The sequence below is a fragment of the Streptomyces sp. NPDC003720 genome, assembly GCF_042875075.1.
Lineage (GTDB): Bacteria > Actinomycetota > Actinomycetes > Streptomycetales > Streptomycetaceae > Streptomyces.
Genome location: NZ_JBIANZ010000004.1, coordinates 84,564 through 106,288, shown reverse-complemented (window position 1 = coordinate 106,288; position 21,725 = coordinate 84,564). Strand labels below are relative to the sequence as shown.

Below are 21,725 nucleotides of genomic sequence, written 5' to 3'. Positions count from 1 at the left end.
CGCACAGATGAGTCCACCGACACACCACAGTCGGCCGACGGACGACGTCCGCGCCCCCGCATCAGGCGAGCTGGGCGAGGCCCTCCATGGCGATCCGCTCGAAGACCTTCTCGTCCGCGGCGAAGTCGGAGTCCGGGATCGGCCAGTGGAGCACGATCTCGGTGAAGCCCAGCTCCCGGTGCCGGCCCGCGAAGTCCACGAACGCGTCCAGCGACTCCAGCGGCCTGCCGCGGTCCGGGGTGAAGCCGGTGAGCAGCACCTTGTCCAGCTCGGCCACGTCCCGGCCGGCCTCCGCGCAGGCCGCGGCCAGCTTCTCGGTCTGCCCGCGCAGTGCGGCGACGGATTCCTCAGGGGTGCCGTTCTCGTACAGCTTCGGGTCGCCGGTGGTCACCCATGCCTGTCCGTACCGCGCGGCGAGCCGCAGCCCGCGGGGGCCGGTGGCCGCCACGGCGAAGGGCAGCCTGGGCCGCTGCACACAGCCGGGGATGTCGCGCGCCTCCACCGCCGAGTAGAACCGGCCCTCGTACGTCACGGAGTCCTCGGTGAGCAGCCGGTCGAGCAGCGGCACGAACTCGGCGAACCGGTCGGCACGCTCGCGCGGCGTCCACGGCTCCTGGCCGAGGGCGGTGGCGTCGAAGCCGGTGCCGCCCGCGCCGATGCCCAGGGTCACGCGGCCGCCGGAGATGTCGTCCAGGGAGATCAGTTCCTTGGCGAGGGTCACCGGGTGCCGGAAGTTCGGGGAGGTGACCAGCGTGCCCAGACGCAGCCGGCCGGTGACGCCCGCGGCGGCGGTCAGGGTCGGCACGGCGCCGAACCACGGGCCGTCGCGGAAGCTGCGCCAGGACAGGTGGTCGTAGGTGTACGCGGTGTGGAAACCGAGCTCCTCGGCCCGTACCCAGGCCGCGCGGCCGCCCTCGCTCCAGCGGCGGTACGGCAGGATCACGGTGCTCAGACGCAGACTCATGGGTCCGAGCGTACGGGGGCGCCCCGGCAACGGCCGAAACCGGTCACCGTCCGTGGCCGCCGGGCGACACGAAGGGCCGGGTCCCGAGCGAGGGCGCCGGCCGGCGGTCAGTGCGCGGCGGGGAAGCGCAGGTAGCCGGGCGGTACCGCCCGGGTGAGCCACACCCCGTTCGCGCTGACGTGGAAGACGTGGCCGTCGCGGTGCATGGCGCCCGCGTCCACGGCGAGGACGACGGGCCGGCCGCGGCGGGCGCCGACCCGGGTCGCGGTCTCGCGGTCGGCGGACAGGTGGACGTCGTGCCGGTTCATGGGCCGCAGGCCCTCGGCGCGGATCGCGTCCAGGCTGCGGGCGACGGTGCCGTGGTAGAGGTACGGCGGCGGGGACGCGGGGGGCAGGCCGAGGTCGACCTCGACGCTGTGGCCCTGGCTGGCGCGGATCCGGGTGCCCTCCACGGCGAAGCGCCGTTTGTCGTTGGCGGCCACCACATGGTCGAGTTCCTCGCGGGTGAAGCGGAATCCGTGCGCGGCGGCCGCGGCGATCAGGGTGTCGATCTCGACCCAGCCGGCCGGGTCCAGCGTGAGGCCGATGCGCTCGGGCTGGTGGCGGAGGTGTTTCGAGAGGTACTTCGACACCTTCACGGTGCGTCTGTCGTCCATCCCTCCAGGGTGCGGGAGAGACGCGGATCACGCAGGTGGTTTTCCGTCTCGAGGTTTGGTCCACAGACAACTGGCGTTATCCACAAGCTGTTTGGGCAACTTGTGGACAACGAGCGGGCGATGCGCGCGCTTTGATCGCCTACTGCCCCCAGTCGTCCCGTCTTCTCACAGTCTCGGGTTCACGCGGGCCAGCCTGCGCAGCGCGCCCGGCAGGAACCGGGACAGGAGATGGGCGCCCCGGGCTTCCGGGGTCACCGGGACCAGCGCCCTGTTGTGGGCCACCGCGTCCAGGACGGCGTCCGCGACCTTCTCCGGCGGGTAGTTGCGCAGGCCGTACAGGCGGGCCGAGCGCTGCCGGCGGCGGCGTTCCTCGGCCTCGTCGACGCCGGTGAAGCGGGCCGTGGCGGTGATGTTGGTGTTGACCAGCCCCGGGCAGACGGCCGTGACCCCGATGTCCCGTCCGGCGAGTTCGGCCCGCAGGCACTCGGAGAGCATCAGCACCGCCGCCTTGGAGGTGCTGTAGGCGGGCAGCGCCCGGGACGGCTGGTAGGCGGCCGCCGAGGCGATGTTGACGATGTGGCCGCCCTGCCCGAGCTCGGCCATGCGCGCGCCGAAGAGCCGGCAGCCGTGGATGACACCCCACAGGTTGACGCCGAGCACCTGGCGCCAGTCGTCGGTGGTCGTGGTGAGGAAGGAGCCCGAGAGGCCGATGCCCGCGTTGTTGACCAGGACGTCCAGAACGCCGTACGTGCCGTGCACCCGCTCGGCCAGCTGCTCCATGGCCTGCTCGTCCGAGACGTCCGCGGTCTCGGCCCAGGCCTCGGGGGCGCCGATCAGCCGGGACAGTTCGGCGGTGCGGGCGGCCGCCTCGGCGTCGCGGTCGACGGCCACCACCCGTGCCCCGGCCTCGGCGAAGGCGAACGCCGTGGCCCGGCCGATGCCGCTGCCCGCGCCGGTGACGAGCACCAGCTGCCCGCCGAACCGGTCCGCGTGGCGGCCGGCGGCCTTCGGCTCCGGCCGCCCGCCCTCGACGCTCGAGACGAACTCCCCGATCCAGGAGGCCACCTGGTCGGGCCGGGTGCGCGGGATCCAGTGCTTGGCGGGCAGCGTACGGCGGGTCAGCCGCGGCACCCATGCGTCCAGGTCGTCGTAGAGCCGCTCCGACAGGAACGCGTCGCCCTGGGGCGTGATCAGCTGCACGGGCGCGTGCGCGAACGCGTCCGGGCGGGGCCTGCGCAGGCGGGCGCGGACGTTGTCCCGGTACAGCCAGGCGCCGTGCGCCGCGTCGGAGGGCAGCGACGCGGTCGGGTAGTCACCGGCGGGGACCTTCTCGGCCCGCTCCAGGATCCGGGGCCAGCGCTTGCCGAGTGGACCCCGCCAGGCCAGTTCCGGCAGGGCGGGGGTGTGCAGCAGGTAGACGTACCAGGACTTGGCGCCCTGGCCGAGGAGCTGGCCCACCCGGCGGGGCGTCGGACGCTTCACGCGCGCGTTGATCCAGTGCCCGAAGTGGTCGAGCGACGGCCCGGACATGGAGGTGAAGGAGGCGATGCGGCCCTCCGTGCGGCCCACCGTGACGAACTCCCAGGACTGCACCGAGCCCCAGTCGTGGCCCACCAGGTGCACCGGCCGGTCCGGGCTCACCGCGTCCACCACGGCCAGGAAGTCGTCGGTGAGCTTGGCCAGGGTGAAGCCGCCGCGCAGCGGCTTCGGCGCCGTGGAGCGGCCGTGGCCCCGGACGTCGTACAGCACCACGTGGAAGCGGTCCGCGAGGCGTGCGGCCACCTCCGACCAGACCTCCTTGCTGTCCGGGTAGCCGTGCACCAGCACCACCGTGGGCGCCTGCGGATCGCCCAGCTCGGCCACGCACAGCTCGACCCCTCCGGTGTCCACCCGGCGCTCACGCGCCCCCTTCAGCGTCACTTCGCCTCCGCCCAGCGCCGCACGTGCGGCAGATCGTCGTCCAGCCAGAAGGCGCTCTCCGCGGGGTCCCGGGAGTCGGTGACCACCAGGATCTCCTCGAACTTCGCGCCGGTACCCCGGAACCCGAGGTGGGGTTCGACCGCCCACAGCCCCGGCCGCGGCGGGTGGTCGGAGAAGCGGTACGGCGACCACAGGGGCGACCAGCCCTCGCGGTGGCCGTGCAGGGCGTCGGCGGCGAGCCCCTTGAGGGACTGCGTGCCGAAGCCGAACAGATGCGGGGAGAAGCGGCGGGCCCGCACCCGGTCCACCTTGTGGGCGATCACCCCGAAGGGGTACGCGCGGTGCCGGTTGGCGTAGCCCTGGCGCACCATGAGGCGGTCCACGTCCTGGTAGATCTCGCGCAGCGGGCGCCGCTCGCGCACCTCCCGCAGGATCAGCTCGCGGTGCGCCTCCAGATCCGCCGTCAGCCGCTCCTGCACCGGGTTGACGCCCAGCGAGCCCGAGTAGCCGATGTCCGCCGTGCACCCCTCGTAGACCGGGGCCATGTCCAGGATGAACGGCATCCCGGGCTCCAGCCGGCGGCCGGTCGGGAAGAACTGCAGCGGCAGGCGGAAGTCCACGAACGCCGTGCGGTCGCCGAACCAGGCGAAGGGCAGGTGGAACCAGTCCCGCACCCCGCGCTCCCGCAGCCACTCCCGCTGCATCCGGGCCGCCTCGCGCTCGGTGACGCCCGGCTCCAGACGTGCCGCGACGGCCTCCGCGCACTCGTAGGCGAGGCGCTGCACCCGCCTGAATCCCCGCAGCTCCGCGGAGAGTTCGCTGCTCACTGCCGTCGTCATGCCGCCCCGTCCGTCGACTGCGCTACGCGTCCGTAACTTGACACCGGCGAATGTTCCAGTTGTTAGAGGCGGCGTCAATAGGCTGGATCAAGGGCTGTGGACGACGGACGGCGCAGGGCCGCCGGGTAGGTCCGGGGCAGGGGATCGCTCAGGGTGCCGTCCTCCTGGAGTCTGACGTGAAGACGGCTCTGAGGTCTGACGACCGGCGTGGCAGGCGTCACTACCTTCGTAGCGTGACTGTGATCGTGACCGAGAGCCTGAGCAAGCGGTTCCCCCGGGTGACCGCGCTCGACCGGCTGTCCATGGACATCGGACCCGGTGTGACCGGACTCGTCGGGGCCAACGGCGCCGGCAAGTCCACCCTGATCAAGATCCTGCTGGGTCTGTCCCCCGCCACGGAGGGCCGCGCCGCCGTGCTCGGCCTCGACGTGGCGACCGAGGGCGCCGCCATCCGCGAGCGGGTGGGCTACATGCCGGAGCACGACTGCCTGCCGCCCGACGTCTCGGCCACCGAGTTCGTCGTGCACATGGCGCGCATGTCCGGCCTGCCGCCCACCGCGGCGCGTGAGCGCACCGCGGACACCCTGCGCCATGTCGGCCTGTACGAGGAGCGCTACCGCCCCATCGGCGGCTACTCCACCGGCATGAAGCAGCGGGTGAAGCTGGCGCAGGCCCTGGTGCACGACCCGCGGCTGGTCTTCCTGGACGAGCCGACCAACGGCCTCGACCCGGTCGGCCGCGACGAGATGCTCGGCCTGATCCGCCGCATCCACACCGACTTCGGCATCTCGGTCCTGGTCACCTCGCACCTGCTGGGCGAGCTGGAACGCACCTGCGACCACGTCGTCGTCATCGACGGCGGCAAGCTGCTGCGCTCCAGCTCCACCACCGACTTCACCCAGACCACGACCACCCTCGCGATCGAGGTCACCGACAGCGACAGCCACCCGGACGGCACCCGCGCGGTCCGCGAGGCGCTTCTCGCGCGCGGGGTGGACACCCACGACGAGGGCGGCGGCCTGCCGGGCGCCGGACGCATCCTGCTGCTGACCGCCCCCGGCGAGGAGACGTACGACCTGGTGCGCGACGTCGTCGCCGACCTCGGTCTCGGGCTGGTGCGCATGGAGCAGCGCCGGCACCACATCTCCGAGGTGTTCACCAGCAGCGACGAGCAGCGGAAGGAGGCCGTCGGCCATGGCGGTTGAGCAGCCCGCGCCGGTGACCGCCGGCGGCGACCAGTCCCGCATCCACGACATCGGCTACCGCGGCTACGACGGCCCGCGGCTGGGCCGCGCCTACGCCCGCCGCTCGCTGTACTCGCAGTCCCTGCGCGGCGCCTACGGCCTCGGCCGCTCGGTGAAGTCCAAGGTGCTGCCGATGCTGCTGTTCGTGGTGATGTGCGTGCCCGCGGCCATCATGGTGGCCGTCGCGGTGGCCACCAAGGCGCACTCCCTGCCGCTCGCCCACGCCTACACCCGCTGGGCGATCGTCATGCAGGCCGTGATCAGCCTGTACGTCGCCTCGCAGGCGCCCCAGTCCGTCTCCCGCGACCTGCGCTTCAAGACCGTGCCGCTGTACTTCTCGCGGCCCATCGAGACCGCCGACTACGTGCGGGCGAAGTTCGCCGCGCTCGCCTCGGCTCTGTTCGTCCTCACCGGCGCTCCCCTGCTGGTCATGTACGCGGGCGCGCTGCTGGCCAAGATGGGCTTCGCGCAGCAGACCGAGGAGTTCGCCCAGGGACTGGTCTCCGTGGCCCTGCTGTCCCTGCTGTTCGCCGGGATCGGCCTGGTCATCGCCGCCGTCACCCCGCGCCGCGGCTTCGGCATCGCCGCCGTGATCGCCGTGCTGACCATCTCCTACGGAGCCGTCTCCACGCTCCAGGCCATCGCCGACGTGCAGGGCAGCACCGGCGCCGTGCCGTGGATCGGCCTGTTCTCGCCGGTCACCCTGATCGACGGCGTCCAGTCCGCGTTCCTCGGCGGCGACTCCGGCTTCCCCGGCGGCACCGGCCCGACCGGCGGCGAGGGCGTGGTGTACGTCCTGGTCGCGCTCGGCCTGATCGCCGCGTGCTACGCCCTTCTGATCCGCCGCTACAAGAAGGTGGGGCTGTGACGACCCTCAGCATCGACCACGTCTCCCGCTGGTTCGGCAACGTGGTCGCCGTCAACGACATCACCATGACCATCGGCCCCGGGGTCACCGGCCTGCTCGGCCCGAACGGCGCGGGAAAGTCCACCCTCATCAACATGATGGGCGGCTTCCTCGCCCCCTCCACCGGCTCGGTCACCCTCGACGGGCAGCCGGTGTGGCGCAACGAGGCCATCTACCAGCACATCGGCATCGTCCCCGAGCGGGAGGCGATGTACGACTTCCTCACCGGCCGCGAGTTCGTCGTCGCCAACGCCGAGCTGCACGGACTCGGCGCCAAGGCCGCCCAGCGGGCGCTCGCCACGGTCGAGATGGAGTACGCGCAGGACCGGAAGATCTCCACGTACTCCAAGGGCATGCGCCAGCGCGTGAAGATGGCCTCCGCGCTGGTCCACGACCCCTCGCTGCTGCTGCTCGACGAGCCGTTCAACGGCATGGACCCGCGCCAGCGCATGCAGCTCATGGACCTGCTGCGGCGGATGGGCGACGAGGGCCGCACGGTGCTGTTCTCCTCGCACATCCTCGAGGAGGTCGAGCAGCTCGCCCGGCACATCGAGGTGGTCGTCGCCGGCCGGCACGCCGCCAGCGGCGACTTCCGCAGGATCCGCCGCCTGATGACCGACCGGCCGCACCGCTACCTGGTGCGTTCCAGCGACGACCGCGCCCTCGCGGCCGCGCTGATCGCCGACCCGTCGACGTCCGGCATCGAGGTCGACGTCGCCGAGGGCGCGCTGCGCATCCAGGCCGTCGACTTCGGCCGCTTCACCGCGCTGCTGCCGAAGGTCGCCCGGGACCACGGCATCCGGCTGCTCACGGTCTCGCCGTCCGACGAGTCCCTCGAGTCCGTCTTCTCGTATCTGGTCGCGGCGTAGGAGGCCCTGATGTACGACCCCACCGTCGCCCGGCTCACCTACCGGGCCCTGCTCGGCCGCCGCCGGGCCCTCATCCTCGGCGCGCTGCCGCTGCTGCTGCTCGTGATCTCCGTGGCCGTGCGCGCCCTGACCGGCGCGGACGACCAGACGGCCGCCGACGTCCTGGGCGGTTTCGCGCTCGCCACGATGGTGCCGATCATCGGAGTCATCGCGGGCACGGGCGCGATCGGCCCGGAGATCGACGACGGCTCCGTGGTGTACCTGCTGTCCAAGCCGCTGAAGCGGCCCACGATCATCCTGACGAAGCTGATCGTCGCGATCGCGGTGACCATGGTGTTCTCCGCCGTGCCGACCATGCTCGCGGGCCTGATCCTGAACGGCAACGGCCAGCAGATCGCCGTCGCCTACACGGTCGCCGCGCTGGTCTCCTCCATCGCCTACTCGGCGCTGTTCCTGCTGCTGGGCACGGTGTCCCGGCACGCGGTGGTCCTCGGGCTCGTCTACGCGCTCGTCTGGGAGGCCCTGTTCGGTTCCCTGGTGCCGGGCGCGCGCACGCTGAGCGTCCAGCAGTGGTCGCTGGCCGTCGCCCAGAAGGTCGCCGGCGGGGGCCTGGTGACCTCGGACGTCGGGCTGACGACGGCCACCGTGCTGCTCGTCGTGGTCACCGTCCTGGCGACCTGGTACGCCGGGCAGAAGCTGCGGGCACTGAAGCTGGCGGGCGAGGAGTAGTTCCGCGGGGGCCCCGGTCCACCTTGACGGGGCCTTCACCTCCGCGTGGGCACACTGGACGCAGCGGACGTACGGCTGGGAGGCCGCGATGGCTGAGCGGACACACGGCGGAGCCGGGGCCGAGGGCGACGACTGGGACGAGACCGTCCTGGACGAGGCGTTCGTACGGGCCGCGGAGACCTCCGAGCCGTCCGCGCGGGCCCGGATGCTCGCCGCCCGCTGGCGCGCCGAGTCACCGGAGCCGCAGCCCTGGCGGTCGGACGAGCCGCCCGCGGGATGGTTCTTCGGCATGGCGCGCCGGCGCAGATGGCGGCGCCGGTAGGACGGTCGCGGGCCCGGTTAATCCGGTGGCGCCCAACCCCCGCGCGGAGCACAGTGGTTGTGCCCCACCGGCCGGGACGGACCCGGCGCACGGACCGGGAGAGGAGCTGGGCGATGTCCATGCACGACAGTACGCCCGGCTCCCGTCAGGGCAGCCCGGGGCGGGCTCCGGAGTGAAAGCCACCGCTCCGTGGAGCTCAGGGGAGCTGCCCGGGGCGGCCGCTTCGAGCACGCGATGTCGCTCTCGCGTGGGCCGCCCACCCGGAGGATTGGCCGAGCGGTAAGGCACTGGCGCGCACCGTGTTCGATCACGAGGCCGGTTTCGATCACCGGGCCGAGGTCGAGCCGGAGCGGGCCGAGGTCGGGCGTGAGAGCCCGCGCACGTTCGAGTCGTGCATCCTCCGCGAGACGTTGCCACCAGGGCGGGTGGCGGTGCCGTCGTCGTACGTCGCGCGGACTACGGCAGCAGCCGCTCCAGGACCGCCGCGATGCCGTCCTCCTCGTTGGAGGCGGTGACCTCGTCCGCCACCGCCCGGAGTTCCTCGTGGGCGTTGGCCATGGCCACGCCGTGGGCGGCCCAGGCGAACATCGGGATGTCGTTGGGCATGTCGCCGAAGGCGATGGTGCCCGCGGCCTTGACCCCCAGCCGGCGGGCGGCCAGGGACAGGCCCGTGGCCTTGGAGAGGCCGAGCGGCAGCAGTTCCACGATGCCCGCGCCCGCCATCGCCACCGTGACGAAACCGCCGGCCACACGCCGGGCCACGTCCGCCAGCTCGTCGTCGCCGAGCGTCGGGTGCTGTATGTAGACCTTGTTCAACGGGGCGGACCACAGGTCGGCCGCGTCCGTGAACGGGGTGGCGGGGAGGTTGCCCGTGACCGCGTAGCCCGGCCCCACCAGCACCTCGCCGTCCAGGCCGTCCCGGCTCGCCGCCAGGTACAGCGGCCCCACCTCGGCCTCGAGCTTCGCCAGGGCCACGCCCGCGAGCTGCCGGTCGAGGGTGACCGAGGTCAGCAGGCGGTGCGCGCCGGCGTCGTACACCTGGGCGCCCTGGCCGCAGACGGCGAGGCCGTCGTAGCCGAGGTCGTCCAGGATGTGGCGGGTCCAGGGGACCGCGCGGCCGGTGACGACGATGTGGGCCGCGCCCGCCGCGGTGGCCGCGGCGAGCGCGTCACGGTTGCGCCGCGAAATCGACTCGTCGGAGCGCAGGAGCGTTCCGTCGAGATCGGTCGCGATCAGCTGGAAGGGGAATCCGGCGCTCACTTGGCGACCGGCTCCAGGACCTCCCGGCCGCCCAGGTACGGGCGCAGCACCTCGGGAACACGGACCGAGCCGTCGGGCAGCTGGTGGTTCTCCAGGATCGCCACGATCGTGCGCGGTACGGCGCACAGGGTGCCGTTGAGGGTGGCCAGCGGGCGGACCTGCTTGCCGTCGCGCATCCGGATCGACAGGCGGCGGGACTGGAACTCGGTGCAGTCCGAGGTCGACGTCAGCTCGCGGTACTTGCCCTGGGTCGGGATCCACGCCTCGCAGTCGTACTTACGGGAGGCCGAGGCGCCGAGGTCCGCGGAGGCCACGTCGATGACGCGGAACGGGAGCTCCAGCGAGGTCAGCCACTGCTTCTCCCACTCCAGCAGGCGCTTGTGCTCCTGCTGGGAGTCCTCGGGAGTCACGTAGGAGAACATCTCGACCTTGTCGAACTGGTGCACGCGGAAGATGCCCCGCGTGTCCTTGCCGTGCGAGCCGGCCTCGCGGCGGAAGCAGGGCGAGAAGCCCGCGTACCGCAGCGGCAGCCGGTCGGCGTCGATGATCTCGTCCATGTGATAGGCCGCCAGCGGGACCTCGGAGGTGCCGACCAGGTACAGGTCGTCCTTGTCGAGGTGGTAGACGTCCTGGGCCGCCTGGCCGAGGAAGCCGGTGCCCGCCATGGACTGCGGGCGCACCAGCGCCGGGGTCAGCATCGGCGTGAAGCCGGCCTCGGTGGCCTGCGCGATCGCCGCGTTGACCAGGGCCAGCTCCAGCAGGGCGCCGACGCCGGTGAGGAAGTAGAAGCGGGAGCCGGAGACCTTGGCGCCGCGCTCGACGTCGATCGCGCCGAGCACCTGGCCGAGCTCCAGGTGGTCCTTGGGCTCGAAGCCCTCGGCGCCGAAGTCGCGGATGACGCCGTGCGTCTCCAGCGTGACGAAGTCCTCCTCGCCGCCGACGGGCACGTCGGGGTGGACGAGGTTGCCGAGCTGCTGCAGCAGCCGCTGGGTCTCGGCGTCGGCCGCGTCGCGCTCCGCGTCGGCGGCCTTGACGTCGGCCTTGAGCTGCTCGGCGCGCGCCAGCAGCTCGGCCTTCTCCTCCGGAGTGGCCTTGGGGATCAGCTTGCCGAGCGACTTCTGCTCGGCGCGCAGCTCGTCGAAGCGGACGCCGGAGGACCTGCGCCGTTCGTCGGCGGACAGGAGGGAGTCGACGAGCGCGACGTCCTCTCCACGGGCGCGCTGGGACGCGCGCACACGGTCGGGGTCCTCACGGAGCAGGCGAAGGTCAATCACGCGAGCAAGGCTACCGGTGCGAGCTCGCAGGTCACGACTCACTATTGCGACTCGCGCCTTACATGCCGTTTCGGGCCAATTGCGCAGAGTGGTGGCGGGTGTCAAGAAAAGGTGTCTCAATCCCTGGAACGAGGCAGGCGGCGGATTCCCGGTTGACCGGATTTCCTTGTGGAGGGCGGGACTTGGAGAGGCCGTTGTCCACAGCGATCCGGCCCTCCAGGGGAGTTATCCACAGGCTGTGCGGAAACTCTGTGGATTCCGGAATTGATCACTCCGGAAGTTTCGGCCCGGCGAAGGAATTCTCGCCGCGAGCTGGGATGACACCCACTTTCGAGTGGAAAGGGGTCGCCCCAAAAGATGAACCAAAGGAAACGGGTGGACGAAGGGTGACGTGCGGGACGGTGGCCGCAAGAGGGACTTGCAGGGCGATTTGTCGACGGGACCGCGCGCCCTTGTCGACTTGTCCCCAGGTCGAGAAGCGGACCTGTGGATAACTTCTGTGGATAACGAAGATATGCAGGTAGGACTGACCGGAAGCAGTCTACGGCCGCTTCAGAACCGGCCGTCCTGGCAGCGCGCCACCCAGTCGGCGGCCGCCACGAACTCCCCGTCCGACGTGCCCGCGGGAGTGGCCCGGGCCTCGCCGGGGAGGATGTCGGCGCGCGGGTAGGAGCCGAGGAACCGCACCTGGAGGCAGATCCGCTTCAGTCCCATCAGCGCCTCGGCCATCCGCCGGTCGGAGATGTGCCCCTCGGCGTCGATGCAGAAGCAGTAGTTGCCGATGCCGGCGCCGGTGGGCCGCGACTGCAGCAGCATGAGGTTGATGCCCCGGGAGGCGAACTCGCCCAGCAGGTCGCGCAGGGCGCCGGGATGGTCGTCCCGCTGCCACAGCACCACCGAGGTCTTGTCGGCGCCGGTCGGTGCCGCGGGCCGGGCCGGGCGGCCGACGAGCACGAAGCGGGTCTGTGCGTTCTCCGCGTCGTGGATACCGGTCTCCAGGGCCTCCAGGCCGTACCGGGCGGCGGCGAACTCGCCCGCGAAGGCGGCGTCGTACTGGCCTTCCTGGACCAGCCGGGCGGCGTCCGCGTTCGAGGCGGCCGACTCCCAGTGGACGTCCGGCAGGTTGTTCCTGAGCCAGTTGCGCACCTGCGGCTGGGCCGCCGGATGCGCGGAGACCGTCTTGATGTCCGCCAGCCGGGTGCCCGGCCGGACGAGCAGCGCGAAGGTGATCGACAGCAGCACCTCGCGGTAGATCGTCAGCGGCTCGCCCGCGACCAGCTCGTCCAGGGTGGTGGTGATGCCGCCCTCGACGGAGTTCTCGATCGGCACGAACGCGGCCTCGGCCTCGCCGGCCCGCACCGCGTCCAGCGCCGACTGCACCGAGACGTAGGGCATGAGCTCCCGGGTGGCCGCCTCCGGAAGCGTGCGCAGGGCGACTTCGGTGAAGGTGCCTTCGGGACCGAGATACGCATAGCTCGCTGGCATGTCCTCACCCTAATGGGCGCCGGGGCGCGCGGCTTCCGTGTCTCATCGACGCCACTCGACCGGGTGGTTTGAATCCCCGCAGGGGTGATTCCCCGGCCGGATTCACCCCTCCAGAAGCCGCTGGCCCACGTACTCTCCCGCGGCCGCGCCGCCGGGCACCGCGAACAGGCCGCTGGCCTCGTGCCGGATGAACCGCGAGAGGGCGTCGCCCCGGTCGAGCTTGCGCTGCACCGGGACGAAGCCGCGCAGCGGGTCCGCCTGCCAGCAGACGAAGAGCAGCCCGGCGTCCGGCGTGCCGTCCTGGTCGATGCCGTCGTGGTAGGAGAACGGACGTCGCAGCATGGCCGCGCCGCCGTTGCGGTCGGGCCGGGTGATCCGGGCGTGGGCGTTGACGGGAACGGCCGGCTCGCCCTGGGCGTCGGTCTTGTCCAGGTCCATCGGCGTCGTCTCGTCGCCCCCGGACAGCGGGGCCCCGGTGTCCTTGCGGCGCCCGATGACCGCCTCCTGGGCCGCGAGCGACAGCGTCTCCCAGTCGTCCAGGAGCATGCGGATACGGCGTACGACGGCGTAGGAGCCGTTCGCCATCCACGCGGGCTCCGCCGAGGCGGGTACGAAGATCCGCCGGTCGAAGTCGGCGTCGGCGGGCTTGGGGTTGCGGGTGCCGTCGATCTGGCCCATGAGGTTGCGGGCCGTCATGGGGTGCGCGGTGGCGCCGGGGCTGCGGTTGAAGCCGTTCATCTGCCAGCGGACGCGGGCCGCGTGCCCGGCGTCCTTCTGGATGGCGCGCAGTGCGTGGAAGGCCACGAGGGCGTCGTCGGCGCCGATCTGCACCCAGAGGTCGCCGTCGCTGCGTGCCTTGTCGAGCCGGTCGGAGGAGAAGTCGGGCAGCGGGTCCAGGGCCGCCGGGCGCTGCTTCTCCAGGCCGGTCCGGCCGAAGAAGCTGTGCCCGAAACCGAAGGTGATCGTCAGCGAGGACGGTCCCGCGTCGCGGGCCACACCGGTGTCGCCGTGCGGGGCCGTCTCACCCGCCATCAGCCGCTCGGCCGTCGCCGACCAGCGGCGCAGCAGGGCCGCAGCCTCCTTGCGGCCCGCCCCCGCCGCGAGGTCGAAGGCGACGAGGTGGCCGCGTGCCTGGAGTCCCTCGGTGATGCCGGGCTGATGTTTCCCGTGAAACATCGCCCGGCCGGCGCCCACCGAGGTCAGCGGAGTGGCCTGGGCGGGCGCCGAGGCGTATCCCACGGCCCCGCCGGCCGCGCCGAGCACCAGCCCGGTGGCCCCGGCGGTGCCGAGCAGCGCACGCCGGGAGACACCACCGTGGCCCTCGGCTGCGCCGCCGTGGTGGGCGCTCGGCCCGGATGCCGGGGAGCCGGGCGTGCGGGTCTCGGGAAGGGACTGGTCGGGCATGGTGTGGTTCAGCCGATCTGCGCGTTCTTGGAGACGGTCGCCTGGTCGATGTCGGAGGTCCGCACGGTCACGGCGACCTTCCAGTCGCCCGCCATGGGAATCTGCACCCCGCTCGCCGCCCAGTGGCCGGTGGTGATGTGGTCCGGGGTCACCGGAAGCGGCCCGATCTTCCTCGCGGCGAGGGTGAGGGCGACCTTCACCTCGGGGACGTCGAAGGCGCGTCCGTTGGGCCGCTGGACGTAGACGTGCACCTCGTTGCCGCCCACGCGCGCGGGGTCGAAGTCGATCCGGACCAGGCCCTTGCCGTCCGCGCCGCCGGTGTCGAAGGGCATGTCCAGGGTCAGCGCGCCGGACGACGACGAGGAACTGGAGGAGGACGAGGAGGCGGCCTTGGCCTCCAGCTCGGTGCGGCCCGGCTCGGTCTGGGTCAGCCAGGTGGTGACGGCGAGCAGCACGACCGCGACACCGGCCTCGGTGAGCACCGAGCGGCGCAGCCCGAAGCGGTTCGGGTCGGCGTCCCGCCGGCGCTTCTGCCGGGCGGCGTCGACCGCGGCCCGCTGCCGGGCGAGCTGGGCGGCGCGTTCGCCGCCACCGGGGGCGCCCTCCGCGTCCTCCCGGCCGGCGGAGACCGGCGCGGAGACGGACTCCCGCTCGGGCTCCCCGGTCGGTGCGGCTTCGGCCGCCGGGTCCGCGAGCCGTCCCGTCCAGCGCCGGGAGATCCACGCGAGGCCGACCAGCAGGGCCACCAGCGCGATCTTGACCAGCAGCAGCTGCCCGTACCGGGTCTCGGTGAACGCCGACCAGGAGCCGAGCTGGCGCCAGGACTGGTAGGCGCCGGTGGCGACCAGGGCGAGGACGGAGGCGAAGGCGAGACGGGAGAAGCGGTGGACGGCGGCGGCTTCGACCGGGGTGTCGGCGGGCGCCCGGTAGAGGGCGACGAGCAGGGCGACGAGGCCGCCCAGCCAGGCGGCGACGGCCAGCAGGTGGACCACGTCCACGGGCATGGCGATGCCCGGCTGGAGTCCGGTGGAGGCGTGCTCGGCCATGGCCCAGCTCGCCGCGAGCCCGGCGGCCACGACCACTCCGCCGACGGCCAGCCCGAAGGTGAGGTCGCGCTTCTCCTCGGCCTCCTCCCGCCGGTTGTAGGCGCCGAAGAGGACGGCGATGAACAGTGCGGCGGCGGCGAGCAGCAGCAGCCGGGAGACCAGCTCCGCGCCGGTCTTGGTCTGCAGCACCTGGCCGAGCAGGTCCAGGTCGAAGACGTCGCCGAACTTCCCCGAGGAGGTGAACGAGCCGCGCAGGAGCAGCAGCCAGAGCGTGGACGCGGTGAGCGCCAGCCAGCCGCCCACCACCAGCCGCTGCAGGGGCCGTACGCCCGAGCCGCGCTGCCAGCAGACCAGCACGAAGGCGGCGCCGCCCGCGAGCACGATGAAGCCGGCGTAGGAGACGTACCGTCCGACGGAGTAGAGCCGGCCGACGGCCGTGTCGGAGGCTGTGGTGCCGACACCGGAGACGACCGTCTGCGAGGGCGCCCCGATGGAGAAGGTGTAGGCGCCGGCGACCGGGTGGCTGTCCGCCGAGACGACCTGGTAGCCGACCGTGTAGGTGCCCTTGGCCAGGCCGCCCTTGAGCTTCACCGCGTAGGTGGTCCCGCTCACGTTGACCGGCGCACCGGCCTGGACCTTCCGGCCCTTGGGGTCGAGGACCTGCACCGAGTCGTCGTTCATGGCCACCTTCTCGGAGAAGGTGAGCGACACCTGGGCGGGCGCCCTGTCGACCACCACCCCCTGCGCGGGGTCGCTGCCGGTCAGCGCGGCGTGCGCGGAGGCCGGACCGGCGCCCGCGAGCAGCGCGCCGGTGACGGCGATGAGCAGCAGCACCAGGGTGCGCAGGCGGGGGGTGATGGTCCGCGTCAAGGTGGTCCCTCCCTCAGTGTCCGGTCGACGGGTTGTACGTGGCGGACTTCACCGGCATCTCGACGGTGAGGGGCCCGGACTCGGCGAACGTGAGCTTCAGGGTCACGTGCTGGCCCTGCTTCGGCCTGCGCTTCAGCTCCTCGAACATCAGGTGGTTGCCGCCGCTTCGGAAGACCAGCCTGCCGTGGGCGGGTATCGCGAAGGAGGACTTCTCCCGCATCGCCCCGCCGACGGTGCTGTGCATGGTGACCCGGCCGGCGACGTCGCTGCCGACCGAGGTCAGCGCGTCCTTCGCGCCGCCCTGGTTGGTGATCGTCAGGAAGCCCGCGGCCATGTCGGGGGAGACCGGCTGGGGCATGTAGACCGAGCTCACGGACAGCTCGGCCGCCGCGGAGCCCGAGCCGGAGTCCGCTCCGGAACCGGAGCCGCAGCCGGTCAGGGCGAGGGCGCCGGCGAGCGCGGCCGCCGGCAGGAGGGCACGCCTCACGGCCTGGCTCCCTCGACGAGCTTCGGCAGGTCCTTGGTGTAGTCGTCGACGGTGGTGTCCTCGCCGTAGAGGACGTAGCCGCCGTCGGTCTTCGGGGAGAAGGCGATGACCTGGGTGCCGTGCACCGAGACGGTCTTGCCGTTCTTGTCCTTGGTCGTCGGCTCGATGGAGATGCCCAGTGAGCGGGCGCCGGCCTGGATGGTGGCGAAGTCGCCGGTCAGACCGGTGAACCCAGGGTCGATGCCCTTGAGCCACTTGCCCAGCTCGGCGGGGGTGTCGCGGTCGGGGTCGGTGGTGACGAAGACGACCCTGAGATCGTCCTGCTCGGCCTTGGGCAGCGCCTTCTTGGCGACGGCGATGTTGCTCATCGTCGTCGGGCAGATGTCGGGGCAGTGCGTGTAGCCGAAGTAGACGAGCGTGGGGTGGCCCTTGGTCTCGGCGCGCAGGTCGTACTTCTTGCCGTGCGTGTCGGTCAGGACCAGGTCCGGCTTCTCGAACGGCCGGTCGAGGATGGTCGCGGCCTTGCCCGAGTCGGACTCCTCGGAGACCACGGAGACCGGCGACGAGGTGTCGTCACCGCTGCCGCAGGCGGAGAGGGTGAAGGAGGCGGCGGCGAGCAGCGCGGCCGCGGCGAACGTCTTCTTGCGCATAGAAAAATGTCCCAGATGTGATGACTCCGGCGCGCACCGGGGGTCCGGTGAAAGGGTCGCACGACCCCCGGTGCGCGTGCGGAACGGTGATCAGGCGGTCCGGCGGCGGCCCGCGAGGACGCCGTAGGCCACGCCCGCGGCGCCGATGACGATGCCGGCCACGCCGAGCACGCGGGCGGTGGTGTCGCTGCCGCTCTTCGCGCCCTCGTCGTCGTCGGCGGCGGCGGTCTGTCCGGTCTTGCCGTCGGTCTCGTCGGCGGCCTTGTCGGCGGCGGCCGAGGTGCCGTGGTGGTCGTCGGCGGCGGCGGACAGCTCCAGCACCGGGGCCGGGTTCTCGGGCTCGGCCTGGCCCTCCTGCGGCACCTCGATCCAGCGCACGACCTCCTTGTCGGAGTATGTCTGGATCGCCTTGAACACGAGCTGGTCGGTGTCCTCGGGCAGGGCGCCGACGGAGAGCGGGAACTTCTGGAAGTAGCCGGGTTCCACGCCCTTGCCGTCGGCGGTCCAGGTGACCTTGGTGACGGCTTCGTCGATCTTCTCGCCGTGCATCGTCAGCGGCTTGTCGAGCTTGGACTTGGTGACCTTGACGCTCCAGCCGGGCAGCGGCTGGGGCATGACGGAGGCCAGCGGGTGGTCGGCGGGGAAGTTCACCTCGAGCTTGACGGTCGAGGCGTCGTCGCGCTCGTTGGGGACCTTGAAGTCGACGACCGCGTAGCCGCCCTTGGCCGCGGATCCTTCGGGCTGCACGCTGACGTGCGCGAAGGCGGGGCCGGACAGGGCGAGGACGGCCGAGCCCGCGACGGCGGTGGCGGCGGCGATACGAGAAGCCTTCATGGCAGGGAGCACTCCACTTCGAGTGAGTTCGGTGGTGATCGGGAGTACGCGTGCGCGTGGCGGAGCCGTTCGGCGTGCCACCGGGTGAGATGCGCGCGCGTGCCGCACGACGGCGGCCCCTCCCGACCGGCTCGTCCGTTTCCGGCTCCGGGGCGGTGGTGCTCGCGTCGTGTCAGGCGGCGAGGAGGAACGCGGCCGCGGGCGGGCCGCGCCGGATCACCGTGTGCTGCAGTGCGGTGGTGCGCGGGGCGGGCGGTTCGTCGCGGGCGGCCCGGCGGCCGCGCGCGTGCGGCTCGGCCGCGGGCAGCAGCCCGGCGCACAGGACGCGGGTCAGCGCCAGCGCGGCGCGCAGGGAACGCACGAGCGCACCCTCGGTGACTCCGTGCGCCGACAGCTCGATCAGCCGCAGTACGGCCAGGTCGCCCCGGCGCAGCAGCCAGCCGGTCACGACGGCCGCGAGGATGTGGCCGAGGACCATCGGCACGGAGGGCAGCATCGACGCCGGCGAGCCGCCGGAGCCGGCGGCCATGTGGTGCATGGGGGGCATGGCGCCCGCGGGGGCGCCCGAGGGATCGACGAGGTGCGCGTCGAGCAGGAGCCGGTAGGCGTGCCCGGGGGTGAGCGCCGAGGCGCTGGACCCGCACAGCAGCCGGGCGGCCCGCTCGACGAGCACGCCGTCGCTGTCCGGCGTGGTCATGGAGCCCATGGGCGTCGCGCCCGCGGCCCCGTGCTGGCCCAGTCCGAACAGCGTGTGCAGCACGGTCTGGCCGAGCGCGAGGAGCGCGGCGATGCCCGGCAGCGACCGCGCCCGCCCGGCGAGCGGCGCCACGATCAGCAGGGAGCCCGCGAATCCCGCGCCCAGCGTCCACAGGGGTACCCGCGCGCAGGAGGCCAGCGTGTGCCCGGCCGCGGCCAGCACGACGCAGACCGCGGCGAACACCGCGGCCCGTAGCATCCGGAGCCCGGCTCCGGAGGGTGCCGTGCGGGGGTGGGGGGCAGTCATGGCGGGGTCATCATCGCACTGGACCCGACCGCGACCCGCGGCAGGTCGCCGGATCCGGTCATCCCGCGAACGCCTTTGACCTGACCGGAAGATCCCCTTCCGCCGGAATCGGATCTTCCGTACACCGTTTCCGTCCGGGGCGCGTCGTCCTTCTGGGCGGCCGCACGGGAACGGTGTGCTTACGGCCGGGCACGCGCGGCAATAGGTAACGGTATGTCGAGCCGCGGCCGGGAGGCTGGAGCATGAGCATCTGGTGGTCACTCCATCTGCGCCGCGAGCCCGCCAGCGTCCCGCTCGCCCGCCGGCTGCTCATCGGCACCATGGAGACCGCGGGCGTCGACCCGGAGGTCTCCTACGACCTGTCCGTCGCCCTCAGCGAGGCCTGCGCGAACGCGGTCGAGCACGGCGGGGACGGTGTCCGCACGGGCTGCTCGGAGGCGTACCGGGTGACCGCCTACCTCGACGGCGAGAAGTGCCGTATCGAGGTGGCCGATTCGGGGCCCGGCTTCACCATGGCCCAGGAGCTCAGGCCCGCGCGGTCGGACGCCGAGCACGGCCGCGGGCTCTGTCTGATCCGGGAACTCGCCGATCACGTGCACATCGGCGGCAAGCCGGGCCGGGGCGGGACCGTGGTCAGCTTCGACAAAATCCTCAAGTGGAAGAAGGACCCGTCGCTGCTCACGGCATGACGGGCGCCGGTCCGGGCCCGCGCCGCTAGGGTGCCCGCATGCATGTCGACGACCTGGGCGGTTCGGGGATGCCCGGCGGAGCGGTCCTGCGCCCGCTCGCCGCGGACGACGCCGTCGCGCTCGCCGCCGCCTACGTGCGCAACCGCGCGCATCTGGAGCCCTGGGAGCCGGTCCGGCCGGAGGTCTTCTTCACCGCCGGGGGCCAGGCCGAGCGGATAGCGGGGCTGCTGCGGCAGCGCGCCGAGGGCTCCGTGGTGCCGTGGGTGTTCGAGGCCGCGGACGGCCGGATCGTCGGGGCGATCACCCTGTCCGGGATCTCCCGCGGTCCCTTCTGCAGCTCCCACCTCGGGTACTGGGTCGCGGCGGACCAGCAGAACAAGGGGCTGGCCAGCGCCGCGGTGGAACAGGTCTGCCGGATCGCCCGGGACACGGTCGGGCTGCACCGGATCGAGGCGTCGACGCTGACCTGCAACACCGGCTCGCAGCGGGTGCTGGCGAAGTGCGGTTTCACGCCGATCGGTCTCGCCCCCCGGTACCTGCACATCAACGGCGCATGGCGGGACTGCCGGCTCTTCCAGCGCGTGCTCCACGACCACGCCCCCCTTCCGTGAGGGAGGCTCCCGGACCCGCCGCGAACGCCGATGGCCGGACGCCCCCGCGGGCGCCAGGCCATCGGCGTTCGGTGGGTGCGGTCAGCCCTTGAGCGACGCCATCCACGCCTCGACCTCGTCGGAGCGGCGCGGCAGGCCCGCCGAGAGGTTCCGGTTGCCGTCCTCGGTGACGAGGATGTCGTCCTCGATGCGGACGCCGATGCCCCGGTACTCCTCCGGGACCGTCAGGTCGTCGGCCTGGAAGTACAGGCCCGGCTCGACGGTGAGGACCATGCCCGGCTCCAGGGTGCCGTCCACGTACGTCTCGGTGCGCGCGGCCGCGCAGTCGTGGACGTCCATGCCGAGCATGTGACCCGTGCCGTGCAGCGTCCAGCGGCGCTGCAGACCCAGCTCCAGGACGCGCTCGACCGGGCCCTCGACCAGGCCCCACTCGACGAGCCGCTCGGCGAGCACGCGCTGGGCGGCGTCGTGGAAGTCGCGGAACTTGGCGCCCGGCTTCACCGCCGCGATGCCGGCCTCCTGGGCCTCGTACACGGCGTCGTAGATCTTCTTCTGGATCTCGCTGTACGTGCCGTTGACGGGCAGCGTGCGCGTGACGTCGGCGGTGTACAGCGTGTGCGTCTCCACACCGGCGTCCAGCAGGAGCAGGTCGCCGGAGCGCACCGGGCCGTCGTTGCGCACCCAGTGCAGCGTGCAGGCGTGCGGGCCGGAGGCGCAGATGGAGCCGTAGCCGATGTCGTTGCCCTCGACGCGCGCGCGGAGGAAGAACGTGCCCTCGATGTAGCGCTCGCTCGTCGCCTCGGCCTTGTCGAGGACCTTCACCACGTCCTCGAAGCCGCGGACCGTGGAGTCGACGGCCTTCTGCAGCTCGCCGACCTCGAACTCGTCCTTGACCAGCCGGGCCTCGGAGAGGAAGACGCGCAGCTCCTCGTCGCGCTCGGCGGTGACCTTGTCGGTCAGGGCCGCCTCGATGCCGGCGTCGTGGCCGCGTACGACCCGGACCGGGCCGGTGGCCTCGCGCAGCAGCTCCGCCAGCTCGCGCACGTCGGCGGCCGGGATGCCGTAGAGCGCCTCGGACTCGGTGAGCGAGTGGCGGCGGCCCACCCACAGCTCGCCCTGGCCGGACAGCCAGAACTCGCCGTTCTCGCGGTCGGAGCGGGGCAGGAGGTAGATCGTCTCCCGGTGCCCGCCGGCGGTGGGCTCCAGGACGAGGACGCCGTCCTCGGTCTGGTTGCCGGTGAGGTAGGCGTACTCGACGGAGGCGCGGAAGGCGTACTCCGTGTCGTTCGAGCGGGTCTTCAGGTTGCCCGCGGGGACGACCAGGCGCTCGCCGGGGAAGCGCGCGGACAGCGCGGCGCGGCGGCGCGCGGTCTCGGCGGCCTGCGGAACGGGCCGCAGGTCACGCATCTCCGTGTCGGCCCAGCCGGACTTCATGTTCTCGGCCAGCTCGTCGGAGACGCCCGGGTACAGGCCGTTCTTCCGCTGCTTGATGGGCTCCTCGGCCTCGGCTTCCGGACCTGCTGCGGTGGCAGCCTCGTCGGTGACAGCCGGGTTGAGCTCGTCGGCCACGTGATCCTCCTCGATACGCCTTGTGATCTCCCCCGGGCCCGCGACGCTCCTGCTTGTGGCCGAGCGGGGACCTCCATCATCGTACGGTCGCAC

At 72.4% G+C, this 21,725-nt stretch carries 21 protein-coding genes and 1 tRNA gene; 8 read left to right on the top strand and 14 right to left on the bottom strand.

Going from position 1 to position 21,725, the window contains the following annotated elements:
• Positions 1-61: 61 nt before the first annotated feature.
• The 4 genes from ACFYU0_RS12340 to ACFYU0_RS12325 form a co-directional block, all read right to left on the bottom strand.
• The gene (locus ACFYU0_RS12340; RefSeq protein ID WP_351661628.1) at positions 62-964 is read right to left on the bottom strand and encodes an LLM class flavin-dependent oxidoreductase; all 903 of its coding nucleotides are present in this window, start codon (positions 962-964) and stop codon (positions 62-64) included.
• Between the two features lie 107 nt (positions 965-1,071).
• Positions 1,072-1,620 carry an RNA 2'-phosphotransferase gene (locus ACFYU0_RS12335; RefSeq protein WP_351661626.1) on the bottom strand — a complete coding sequence of 183 codons (549 nt, stop codon included), beginning with the start codon at positions 1,618-1,620 and terminating at the stop codon, positions 1,072-1,074.
• Positions 1,621-1,785: 165 nt separating this feature from the next.
• The gene (locus ACFYU0_RS12330) at positions 1,786-3,540 is read right to left on the bottom strand and encodes an SDR family oxidoreductase (RefSeq protein WP_389300135.1); all 1,755 of its coding nucleotides are present in this window, start codon (positions 3,538-3,540) and stop codon (positions 1,786-1,788) included.
• The gene (locus tag ACFYU0_RS12325; protein WP_351661620.1) at positions 3,537-4,379 is read right to left on the bottom strand and encodes a M24 family metallopeptidase; all 843 of its coding nucleotides are present in this window, start codon (positions 4,377-4,379) and stop codon (positions 3,537-3,539) included. Before ACFYU0_RS12325 ends, ACFYU0_RS12330 begins: the two co-directional genes overlap by 4 nt.
• A 239-nt stretch (positions 4,380-4,618) precedes the next feature.
• Between ACFYU0_RS12325 and ACFYU0_RS12320 the strand changes: the two genes are divergently transcribed.
• From ACFYU0_RS12320 to ACFYU0_RS12295, 6 genes are all read left to right on the top strand, one after another.
• Positions 4,619-5,584, top strand: a complete 966-nt coding sequence (locus tag ACFYU0_RS12320) for an ABC transporter ATP-binding protein (protein WP_389300888.1) — start codon at positions 4,619-4,621, stop codon at positions 5,582-5,584.
• A complete protein-coding gene (locus tag ACFYU0_RS12315) occupies positions 5,574-6,491 on the top strand; it encodes an ABC transporter permease (RefSeq protein WP_351661618.1) in 918 nt (305 codons plus the stop codon). The genes ACFYU0_RS12320 and ACFYU0_RS12315 overlap by 11 nt, the downstream gene beginning before the upstream one ends.
• Positions 6,488-7,399, top strand: a complete 912-nt coding sequence (locus ACFYU0_RS12310; RefSeq protein WP_351661615.1) for an ABC transporter ATP-binding protein — start codon at positions 6,488-6,490, stop codon at positions 7,397-7,399. The genes ACFYU0_RS12315 and ACFYU0_RS12310 overlap by 4 nt, the downstream gene beginning before the upstream one ends.
• A 9-nt stretch (positions 7,400-7,408) precedes the next feature.
• On the top strand, positions 7,409-8,128 hold the full coding sequence (locus ACFYU0_RS12305; protein ID WP_389300131.1) for an ABC transporter permease: 720 nt from the start codon (positions 7,409-7,411) through the stop codon (positions 8,126-8,128).
• An 88-nt stretch (positions 8,129-8,216) separates the two neighbouring features.
• Positions 8,217-8,450, top strand: a complete 234-nt coding sequence (locus tag ACFYU0_RS12300; protein ID WP_389300129.1) for a hypothetical protein — start codon at positions 8,217-8,219, stop codon at positions 8,448-8,450.
• Positions 8,451-8,712: 262 nt separating this feature from the next.
• A tRNA-OTHER gene (locus ACFYU0_RS12295) sits at positions 8,713-8,853 on the top strand.
• 53 nt (positions 8,854-8,906) lie between these two features.
• Here ACFYU0_RS12295 and ACFYU0_RS12290 read toward each other — a convergent pair.
• The 9 genes from ACFYU0_RS12290 to ACFYU0_RS12250 form a co-directional block, all read right to left on the bottom strand.
• On the bottom strand, positions 8,907-9,710 hold the full coding sequence (locus ACFYU0_RS12290) for an HAD family hydrolase (RefSeq protein WP_389300126.1): 804 nt from the start codon (positions 9,708-9,710) through the stop codon (positions 8,907-8,909).
• Positions 9,707-10,984 carry a serine--tRNA ligase gene (serS, locus tag ACFYU0_RS12285; RefSeq protein WP_351661603.1) on the bottom strand — a complete coding sequence of 426 codons (1,278 nt, stop codon included), beginning with the start codon at positions 10,982-10,984 and terminating at the stop codon, positions 9,707-9,709. The genes ACFYU0_RS12290 and serS overlap by 4 nt, the downstream gene beginning before the upstream one ends.
• Positions 10,985-11,536: 552 nt before the next feature.
• Positions 11,537-12,469 (bottom strand): prephenate dehydratase, encoded by a 933-nt coding sequence (gene pheA, locus ACFYU0_RS12280; protein WP_351661600.1) that lies wholly within the window; start codon positions 12,467-12,469, stop codon positions 11,537-11,539.
• A 102-nt stretch (positions 12,470-12,571) separates the two neighbouring features.
• Complete coding sequence (gene efeB / locus ACFYU0_RS12275) at positions 12,572-13,873, bottom strand: iron uptake transporter deferrochelatase/peroxidase subunit (RefSeq protein ID WP_389300122.1); 1,302 nt, start codon at positions 13,871-13,873, stop codon at positions 12,572-12,574.
• Positions 13,874-13,881: 8 nt separating this feature from the next.
• Positions 13,882-15,789, bottom strand: a complete 1,908-nt coding sequence (locus tag ACFYU0_RS12270; protein ID WP_389300119.1) for a copper resistance CopC/CopD family protein — start codon at positions 15,787-15,789, stop codon at positions 13,882-13,884.
• Positions 15,790-15,802: 13 nt separating this feature from the next.
• Positions 15,803-16,276 carry a copper chaperone PCu(A)C gene (locus ACFYU0_RS12265; protein WP_351661591.1) on the bottom strand — a complete coding sequence of 158 codons (474 nt, stop codon included), beginning with the start codon at positions 16,274-16,276 and terminating at the stop codon, positions 15,803-15,805.
• Positions 16,273-16,926 carry an SCO family protein gene (locus tag ACFYU0_RS12260; RefSeq protein ID WP_351661588.1) on the bottom strand — a complete coding sequence of 218 codons (654 nt, stop codon included), beginning with the start codon at positions 16,924-16,926 and terminating at the stop codon, positions 16,273-16,275. Before ACFYU0_RS12260 ends, ACFYU0_RS12265 begins: the two co-directional genes overlap by 4 nt.
• Before the next feature lie 90 nt (positions 16,927-17,016).
• Positions 17,017-17,760, bottom strand: a complete 744-nt coding sequence (locus tag ACFYU0_RS12255; protein WP_389300114.1) for a YcnI family protein — start codon at positions 17,758-17,760, stop codon at positions 17,017-17,019.
• A gap of 172 nt (positions 17,761-17,932) precedes the next feature.
• Positions 17,933-18,763, bottom strand: coding sequence for a hypothetical protein (locus ACFYU0_RS12250; protein WP_389300111.1), 831 nt, complete (start codon positions 18,761-18,763; stop codon positions 17,933-17,935).
• Between the two features lie 242 nt (positions 18,764-19,005).
• Between ACFYU0_RS12250 and ACFYU0_RS12245 the strand changes: the two genes are divergently transcribed.
• Together ACFYU0_RS12245 and ACFYU0_RS12240 are read left to right on the top strand one after the other, a co-directional pair.
• Positions 19,006-19,452 carry an ATP-binding protein gene (locus ACFYU0_RS12245; protein WP_351661579.1) on the top strand — a complete coding sequence of 149 codons (447 nt, stop codon included), beginning with the start codon at positions 19,006-19,008 and terminating at the stop codon, positions 19,450-19,452.
• A gap of 38 nt (positions 19,453-19,490) precedes the next feature.
• The gene (locus ACFYU0_RS12240) at positions 19,491-20,063 is read left to right on the top strand and encodes a GNAT family N-acetyltransferase (protein ID WP_389300108.1); all 573 of its coding nucleotides are present in this window, start codon (positions 19,491-19,493) and stop codon (positions 20,061-20,063) included.
• 81 nt (positions 20,064-20,144) lie between these two features.
• Here the strand turns inward: ACFYU0_RS12240 and ACFYU0_RS12235 are convergent, their stop codons facing one another.
• A complete protein-coding gene (locus tag ACFYU0_RS12235) occupies positions 20,145-21,632 on the bottom strand; it encodes an aminopeptidase P family protein (protein WP_351661576.1) in 1,488 nt (495 codons plus the stop codon).
• Between the last annotated feature and the right edge of the window lie 93 nt (positions 21,633-21,725).

What these genes read in the sequence shown, in the direction of transcription:
- ACFYU0_RS12340 (WP_351661628.1), bottom strand. Translation starts at nt 964, where the DNA reads ATGAGTCTGCGTCTGAGCACCGTGATCCTGCCGTACCGCCGCTGGAGC.
- ACFYU0_RS12335 (WP_351661626.1), bottom strand. Translation starts at nt 1,620, where the DNA reads ATGGACGACAGACGCACCGTGAAGGTGTCGAAGTACCTCTCGAAACAC.
- ACFYU0_RS12325 (WP_351661620.1), bottom strand. Translation starts at nt 4,379, where the DNA reads ATGACGACGGCAGTGAGCAGCGAACTCTCCGCGGAGCTGCGGGGATTC.
- ACFYU0_RS12315 (WP_351661618.1), top strand. Translation starts at nt 5,574, where the DNA reads ATGGCGGTTGAGCAGCCCGCGCCGGTGACCGCCGGCGGCGACCAGTCC.
- ACFYU0_RS12305 (WP_389300131.1), top strand. Translation starts at nt 7,409, where the DNA reads ATGTACGACCCCACCGTCGCCCGGCTCACCTACCGGGCCCTGCTCGGC.
- ACFYU0_RS12300 (WP_389300129.1), top strand. Translation starts at nt 8,217, where the DNA reads ATGGCTGAGCGGACACACGGCGGAGCCGGGGCCGAGGGCGACGACTGG.
- pheA (WP_351661600.1), bottom strand. Translation starts at nt 12,469, where the DNA reads ATGCCAGCGAGCTATGCGTATCTCGGTCCCGAAGGCACCTTCACCGAA.
- efeB (WP_389300122.1), bottom strand. Translation starts at nt 13,873, where the DNA reads ATGCCCGACCAGTCCCTTCCCGAGACCCGCACGCCCGGCTCCCCGGCA.
- ACFYU0_RS12260 (WP_351661588.1), bottom strand. Translation starts at nt 16,926, where the DNA reads ATGCGCAAGAAGACGTTCGCCGCGGCCGCGCTGCTCGCCGCCGCCTCC.
- ACFYU0_RS12255 (WP_389300114.1), bottom strand. Translation starts at nt 17,760, where the DNA reads ATGAAGGCTTCTCGTATCGCCGCCGCCACCGCCGTCGCGGGCTCGGCC.
- ACFYU0_RS12250 (WP_389300111.1), bottom strand. Translation starts at nt 18,763, where the DNA reads ATGACTGCCCCCCACCCCCGCACGGCACCCTCCGGAGCCGGGCTCCGG.
- ACFYU0_RS12245 (WP_351661579.1), top strand. Translation starts at nt 19,006, where the DNA reads ATGAGCATCTGGTGGTCACTCCATCTGCGCCGCGAGCCCGCCAGCGTC.
- ACFYU0_RS12240 (WP_389300108.1), top strand. Translation starts at nt 19,491, where the DNA reads ATGCATGTCGACGACCTGGGCGGTTCGGGGATGCCCGGCGGAGCGGTC.